General features: G+C 33.0%; 6 protein-coding genes and 1 pseudogene. 4 read left to right on the forward strand and 3 right to left on the reverse strand.

What is annotated here, in order from left to right; genetic code table 11:
* The coding region (locus tag PHC28_RS15130) for a sigma-70 family RNA polymerase sigma factor (RefSeq protein WP_300102496.1) at nt 1–379 on the forward strand (379 nt) is incomplete at its 5' end.
* A 64-nt stretch (nt 380–443) separates the two neighbouring features.
* Here PHC28_RS15130 and PHC28_RS15135 read toward each other — a convergent pair.
* Both PHC28_RS15135 and PHC28_RS15140 read right to left on the reverse strand, forming a co-directional pair.
* A complete protein-coding gene (locus tag PHC28_RS15135; protein WP_300102498.1) occupies nt 444–1,448 on the reverse strand; it encodes an NADP-dependent oxidoreductase in 1,005 nt (334 codons plus the stop codon).
* A gap of 1 nt (nt 1,449) precedes the next feature.
* On the reverse strand, nt 1,450–2,259 hold the full coding sequence (locus PHC28_RS15140) for an SDR family oxidoreductase (protein WP_300102501.1): 810 nt from the start codon (nt 2,257–2,259) through the stop codon (nt 1,450–1,452).
* A gap of 118 nt (nt 2,260–2,377) precedes the next feature.
* On the opposite strand from PHC28_RS15140, the gene PHC28_RS15145 reads away from it, so the two are divergent.
* Nucleotides 2,378–2,782: a helix-turn-helix domain-containing protein gene (locus PHC28_RS15145; RefSeq protein WP_300102504.1), complete on the forward strand. Its 405-nt coding sequence runs from the start codon at nt 2,378–2,380 to the stop codon at nt 2,780–2,782.
* A gap of 376 nt (nt 2,783–3,158) precedes the next feature.
* Nucleotides 3,159–3,974: an energy transducer TonB gene (locus tag PHC28_RS15150; RefSeq protein WP_300102507.1), complete on the forward strand. Its 816-nt coding sequence runs from the start codon at nt 3,159–3,161 to the stop codon at nt 3,972–3,974.
* A gap of 61 nt (nt 3,975–4,035) precedes the next feature.
* On the opposite strand, the gene PHC28_RS15155 is transcribed toward PHC28_RS15150, so the two are convergent.
* Nucleotides 4,036–4,920: a M48 family metalloprotease gene (locus tag PHC28_RS15155; protein WP_300102510.1), complete on the reverse strand. Its 885-nt coding sequence runs from the start codon at nt 4,918–4,920 to the stop codon at nt 4,036–4,038.
* A 217-nt stretch (nt 4,921–5,137) separates the two neighbouring features.
* Here PHC28_RS15155 and PHC28_RS15160 point away from each other — a divergent pair.
* Nucleotides 5,138–5,470 (forward strand): annotated as a pseudogene (locus PHC28_RS15160) (lipoyl synthase); the annotation flags it as partial.

Here is a 5,470-nt window from a genome sequence, read left to right on the forward strand (position 1 = left end):
CGCTAGCTATAATACTGAATTCCAGTTCAATACTTGGCTGATTGCTATTGCACAAAATGTCCATATTGATCTATCGCGAAATAACAAATCGTCTCTTTTCATCGAAATCACTGACGACGAAAACCAGCAAGCCTACAACATTGCCGATACCACTCCATCGGCAGAAGATGAATTGATTACTGAGCAAAACCTTTCGCAGTTGTTGCAATTCATCAAGGAACTCAAACCGCATTATCAGGAAGTAATTCAGCTGCGGTATTTTCAGGAGATGAGCTATCAGGAAATTGCCAACAAAATTGACGAACCACTAAGCAACGTCAAAATAAAATTGCTTCGCGCCAAGAAATTATTGGCCGAAATCATTCAGGATAATCGATAATTCGTAATACAATTTTTATTATTTTTTAAAGAGAATAGTAAACCAAAATCGACAACATACAAGACTACTTAATTTTCACAACAACTTTTCCTTTTGACCGACCTGTTTCAACGTAAGACAATGCTTCATTAGTTTGTTCAAACGGAAACATTTTATCAATCACAGGTTTTATAACACCGGTCTCAATAAGTTGAGTGATTTGCCCTAATTGTTTTCCTTCTGCTCTCATAAACAAGAATTTAAAAGATATATTCAGCTTCTTCGCTTTTTTTCTTGCGCTAAAACTTAAAAGGTTAATTACAAATTTTAGATACCAAGGTAAACCTATTGCATTAGCAAATTCAGGTGTGGGTGGGCCAACAAGAGAAATTAATTGTCCGCCAGGTTTTAAAATTCGTAATGATTTTTCAAGAATTTTTGCATCTCTATTGCTGTGTAACACTAAATCATAATCGTTTAACTTGGTTTCAAAATCTTCTGTTTTATAATCAATAATTAAATCTGCACCAAGACTTTTTACTAAATCAATATTTTTTGAACTTGTAGTTGTAGCTACAAAAGCCCCTAAATGTTTAGCTAGTTGAATGGCAAATGTACCAACACCACCAGAACCAGCTTGAATAAAAACTTTTTGACCTTTTTTTACATTACCAACTTCTACAAGTGCTTGCCAAGCAGTTAAACCAACTAACGGAATTGAACCAGCTTCATCCATTGAAAGATTTTTTGGTTTTAATGCTACATCTTTTTCATCAATAGAAATATATTCGGCAAAAGTACCAATTCGATAATCAGATGGGCGAGAATAAACTTCATCGCCAACTTTGAATTTACTTACTTTTGAACCTATTTTTGTTACAACACCAGCCACATCGTGACCATTTATAAATGGTGGTTTGTAGGGTAGAAACAATTTGAATTCACCATTTCTGATAAGTGAATCCAATAAATTGACACCAGCCGAATGTACTTGCACCAATACATCATTTTCATTTACAATTGGTTCAGGCCAATCTGTTAAATGCAATTTTTCTTTTTTGCCGTATTTTTTTACTATGAATGCTTTCATTTTATTTAGTATAAGATTTATTCAATTGTTTAAGTACATTTTTTTCTAAAACACCATAAGCAAAATGTTGTAAATTAATTAAAGTAGAAGTTCCTTTACCAACAATGTTTCTAAATTTAGGTTTATCTATCTCAATAACTTGCATTACTTTTTCAGCAACCATTATTGGGTCTTCAGCATTATTAACCAATTCATTTGAAAATTTTTCAATTTTACCTCTCAATGAATTATAATCTTCAATTCTTGCAATTGGTGAAGATGCATTGTCCACAATATTTGTTTTAAAAGCTGCTGGTTGAATCATTGTAACGCTTACGTTAAACTCGTTCAACTCATAACGTAATGCTTTAAAATATCCTTCCAAAGCGTGTTTTGAAGCAGAATAATAAGCTGCATTTGGGAAAGAAACTAATCCAACTATAGAACCCAAAGTTATAATTTTACCAAATTTTTGTTTTCTAAAATGTGGCAATATTGTATTAGTAACTTTTATTGTTCCCCAAAAGTTGGTTTCAAATTGTTTTCTACCTAACTCAATTGGAATTTCCTCCGCTATACCAGCTACTAAAAAGCCAGCATTATTAATTAGAATATCAAGCTTGCCAATTTCTTTAAAAAGTCTATCAGGCAATGTATTTATTGACTGCTCTGAATCGAGGTCTAATGCTATCATTTTAAAAGGCACTGCTGATTGTACTTTTTCAGGATTTCGACTTGTTCCAATTACATTATAACCTTTTCTGTAAAGCTCATTGGCTACTAATAACCCAAACCCCGATGATGCTCCAGTTACTAAAATATTTTGTTTCATTTCATTTGTATTTAAAAATTTATATTTACTTTTGCTTGCATATTGCAAGTGCAAATATATAAAACAACTTTTAATTTGCAAGTGCTTTTTAAATTATTTTAAAAATATTAATATATTTATGATTCAACCAAGATCAGAATGTCCGCTAAGTTACTCACTTGATATATTTGGTGATAAGTGGTCATTACTTATTATCCGAGACTTGATGTTCACTAACAAATGCACTTATAATGATTTTATAAAATCTGAAGAAAGAATAGCGACCAATATTTTAGCAGCAAGGTTAAAATCACTTGAAGAAAATGGTATCATTGAAAAACTAGAACATCCTGAGAGTAAAGCAAAAAAATTATATAAGCTCACACAAAAAGGAATAGAATTATTGCCTATCATTATGGAAATCTATATTTGGACAGATAAGTATTTTACAATGTCTCCAGAATTAAAAGCTACAATCAAAGAAGCTAAAAAAGATAAAGACAAATTCATAAAGCAGGTATTGAAAGAACTAAAATCTAAATAAATAAGAAAAGCAGCTACCAACAGAAGTAGCTGTTGCGCAACCTCTCCAAAAAATCAAATTTTCAAAATAAGTATAAAAACCAACCTCGTTTAAGATGATTTATGCGAGGTTAATTTTTGGCTTTAAGTTATAGTTTTTAAAAAACAAAGTGCTTAAAAATGCGTTTTTCAAGTCATAGAAAGCTGTTTTTAGAAAAGTTGGTGTTATTATCTCCACAAACCTCATTCAACCCCAAAAAACAAAGAACTTTCTTTCTATCGTTAAAATAATTATAAAATAATCAACATTTTATATATTATACTACACATTTTTTGCGTTGTATGTTAAAACACTCGCTTATGATTCGATAAATACCTAACCCTTAAAATCCTAAATTATGTCAAGAGTAAGTATTTTTGAAACCCGTTGGATTGACCTTGTTTTCGAAAACAAAAACAAGGAGTATGGTGCTTATCAATTGCGCCGTGATAGTGTAAAATCCTCATTATTTGCCCTTTTTATGGGATTGTCATTACTTGCTTCGGTAGCCGGAATTTCGTCAATTGTCAGTTATTTTAACCCTAATGTTAGACCGGATATTACGATTCCAGATAGTATTGACGAGATAATTCATCTTACTAATGTTGTTTTGCCAGAGATTGAAAAAACAATTCTTCCTGAGGTAAGAACAAAAAGTATCGAAACACCAATTGTAACGGAACAACTTGTAAATCCTGTAATTGCACATCCAGACGAGGCAATCCAAGAAATTGCAACCAATATCGAAATTAAGAATTCAACAAATCCAGCTTCGGACGGACCAGGAACAATAGGTTTAAATCCAACGAATACTTCGGGAACAGGAATAGATACTAAAATTCCCGATAATGGAAATACAATTGTTACCACAGTGGCTTTGGATAAACTTCCTGAATTTCCTGGTGGAATGCAAAAATTCTATAATTATGTAGGCAACAATTTCGAAAAACCAGAAATTGATGGACTCAACACAATGAAAGTTAATGTGTCGTTCGTCATTGAAAAAGACGGAAGTATGACCGATATTCAGGTACGAAAAGACCCCGGTTATGGTTTGGGAAGAGAAGCTATTCGGGTTTTAAAATCCTTGAGAACCAAATGGACTCCGGGAATGATCAATTCGAAACCAGTACGAACTTCATATAATTTACCCATTACAGTTCAGATGAATTAGTTCAAAAATAGAAAAGCATCCCTAAAATTGAGGGATGCTTTTTTACTATATTTTAGAAAAACTATTTCTTTTTTACTGGAGCTTTCACTACTGGAGTCTTCTTCTTTACAGTAGTTTTCTTTACGGTTGTTTTCTTTGCAGCGACTTTGGCAGGTTGTTTTACATACAACTTATACAAGCCATCACTTTCTGCTCTTTTCTTGGCGTTTTCGGCTCTTTCTTTTGAATCAGGATGCGAACTCATCATTTTATCCAAAAAAGAAGCTTGAGTTCCTTCACTCATTTTTGCCAAAATAGTAAATGCCGATTCAACTGCATTCACATTGTATCCGTTACGTTTCATAAAATCATAGGAGTACGAATCTGCTTCTGATTCCTGCTTTCTACTGTGTTTACTGTCAATCATTGCGCTACCTATTTTACCTAATTGACTTTCTGTTACCGCAGCCACTTTATTTGATTGCGAAGCTGCAATATCAATCAAGGCTTCTTTTCTGTAAGCTGCTTTTATAGCATCTCTAGAATCGTGATTAGCAACGTGGCCAATTTCGTGACCAATAACCGCAAGCAATTCGTTATCATCCATAATATCCATCAATCCCGAAAAAACACGAACACTTCCATCAGCAGTTGCAAAAGCATTGACCTCTTTTATGATATAGACTTTGTAATTTAAAGCCAATCCATTTTCGTTTTTATGCTTTCCAAATATTTTATTAAGCCTAATTGTGTAGGGATCTGTTAGACCTGCAACTGTGTGCTCAACATCCATTTTATCAACTGCGGCTTTTGACAAACTGGAAGCATCTGCGTCACTAAACGTGAATCCTGTCACTCCTTTTTGAACAGCACCTAAAGCTTTTTCTCCCAAATTAATTTGCGCATTTGCTTCCGAAAAACCCAAAACTGCAAGTATAGCAACTAATACTATCGATTTTCTTTTCATTTTTTTTATTATTGATTTATTTTCGGCAAATATAAAATAAGTTTGAATTATCTAATAGTGAAGATTAAAAACTTTATTTAGAACATCAGAATGAAAATTAGTTTATCAATCTACCCTTTTAATGTTAGAATATCCATTTTTATATTCTAATTCTTAAATTCTATTTCCCATTTCCTAAACCAACTTTCCTTATCTTTGCGCTTTCAAAAAATACTTTATGGAATCTGTTTTAGAAAATGCATTACCAGTAGGAAAACCGAAATGGTTGAGAGTGAAACTCCCAATTGGTCAAAAATATACAGAACTTCGTGGTTTGGTCGACAAATATAGTTTGAACACCATTTGTACCTCTGGAAGTTGCCCGAATATGGGCGAATGTTGGGGAGAAGGAACTGCAACGTTTATGATTTTAGGAAATATCTGCACGCGTTCTTGTGGATTTTGTGGTGTAAAAACAGGGCGTCCAGAAACGGTAGATTGGGATGAACCTGAAAAAGTAGCCCGTTCTATAAAAATCATGAACATTAAACACGCTGTGATTACAAGTGTG

It is taken from the genome of Flavobacterium sp. (assembly GCF_028712645.1).
Taxonomy (GTDB): domain Bacteria; phylum Bacteroidota; class Bacteroidia; order Flavobacteriales; family Flavobacteriaceae; genus Flavobacterium.